At 54.4% G+C, this 1,654-nt stretch carries 1 protein-coding gene; it reads right to left on the bottom strand.

Going from position 1 to position 1,654, the window contains the following annotated elements:
* Nucleotides 1-572: 572 nt before the first annotated feature.
* Nucleotides 573-1,547 (bottom strand): IS110 family RNA-guided transposase, encoded by a 975-nt coding sequence (locus AC2FLE_RS21365; protein WP_496699622.1) that lies wholly within the window; start codon nt 1,545-1,547, stop codon nt 573-575.
* Between the last annotated feature and the right edge of the window lie 107 nt (nt 1,548-1,654).

Here is a 1,654-nt window from a genome sequence, read left to right as displayed (position 1 = left end):
CCATCTATATTTCCGCAGATGCCGCTCAACTGCCCGCCTGCTGCGATATAGGCGGTGAGTTCCGGCGTCGTAGACGTGGGGACTGTCTGATGCGCAAAGCCCACAGCTATGAGTGCGACTGTCAAAGCAGCCACGATACACCACTGAGAGAGTTTGGAAGAGAATCCGCACATAGCCGTCCCGTAGCCGATCCAACATCGCGATGCCAGTTGAAAGATTTGTATTTCTGTAGTTCTGCTTCTTGGACAACCGGTGAAAAGCGGACGCTCGCGCAAAGCGCAGCATTCGTGACGTTGGGCTTCTGTGGTTGCCGTCCGGGATGCAAGAAGTTTCTGACTGTCTGGAGGAGTGATCGAGTGCGGTCTTCTGTCAGGCCTCATTGTGCGGCGTTTTCAGAGACCGCGGGCCGGTATGGTGATCAGCGGATTGGGTCCAAATCGTCTCTGACGAACTCGCGGTTCTGAGCCCAAAACTGGTTTTCCCAATCCAGATCTGTTCGATCATTTTGCCCATTCAGGTTATCGTCTTCTCACCCCCAGTTTCCGGCTTCAGGTTGTGCCGCCCCTCAATTCTCAGGCAGCCGCAGTCTTCACCGGATCTCGATAATCTTCTTCCTTCGTTAGAACGGCCCAAATGGTCCGCGCCATTTTGTTCGCCAATGCTATTGCGACAAGCATCTTTGGCTTGCGCTTCAACATGCGATCCATCCATGAACCGTCCTGACAGGGTTTGCGGCCCTTCCAGGCAATGCGTGTCATTGCGCCAATGATAAGCAGCCGGCGGATATCGACCTGGCCTGCCTTGGAGACCTTGCCGAGCCGCTCTTTGCCACCTGATGAGTGTTGCTTGGGCACCAAACCTAGCCAGGCGGCAAAGTCTCGTCCGCATCGAAAGAAATCCATGGGCGGTGCAAAGGCTTCGACCGCCATTGCCGTTAACGGGCCAACGCCAGGTATCGTCTGGAGGCGGCGCGATACTTCTGACTGCTTGGATAGTTTTTTGAGCTTTAACGTCTTCGCCTCAATCCGGGTCGAGAGATCGGAAACTGAAGCGAGCAGCTCCTCGCATTCCTCTCGGACCAAGGTTGGCAGGCCGCTATCGGTCTGTGCCAGAAACTCCGCTATCTTCTTCATCTGATGGACGCCCTTGGGGAATACCTGACCCTGCTCATAAAAACCGGATCGAAGCGCATTGATCTGCTCAGTGCGCTGGCGCACCATGCGGTCGCGCGAATGGAACACAACAACTCGTGCGATTTGCGCATTGCTTTTGGGCTCGACGAACCTCATCTCCGGGCGCTGCGCCGCAATGACGATCGCCTCGGCATCAGCAGCGTCATTCTTCTGACGTTTGACGAACGGTTTGACGTATTGTGGGGCGATCAACTTTGCCTGATGCCCGAGTTGCTGCATTTCCCGCGTCCAAAAATGAGCGCCGCCGCAAGCCTCAAACACCACGATGCTTGTGGGCTGGTCTTCCATGAACTTTCGAAACTGAGGCCAGGAAAGCTTCTTGCGAAATCTGACCTTCCCAGGGATGTGTCGCAAACTCTGGGGTCTAGTTGACGAGCATGCATTATCTGAGGTTTTTACTGGTCGAATAATTTTCGAACAGGTTACTTGAGCATTATCTCGTTAAAGGGCTGTCATTTCCC

It is taken from the genome of Ruegeria sp. CDSA077 (assembly GCF_059612265.1).
This window is presented reverse-complemented; position numbering and strand designations above follow the sequence as displayed.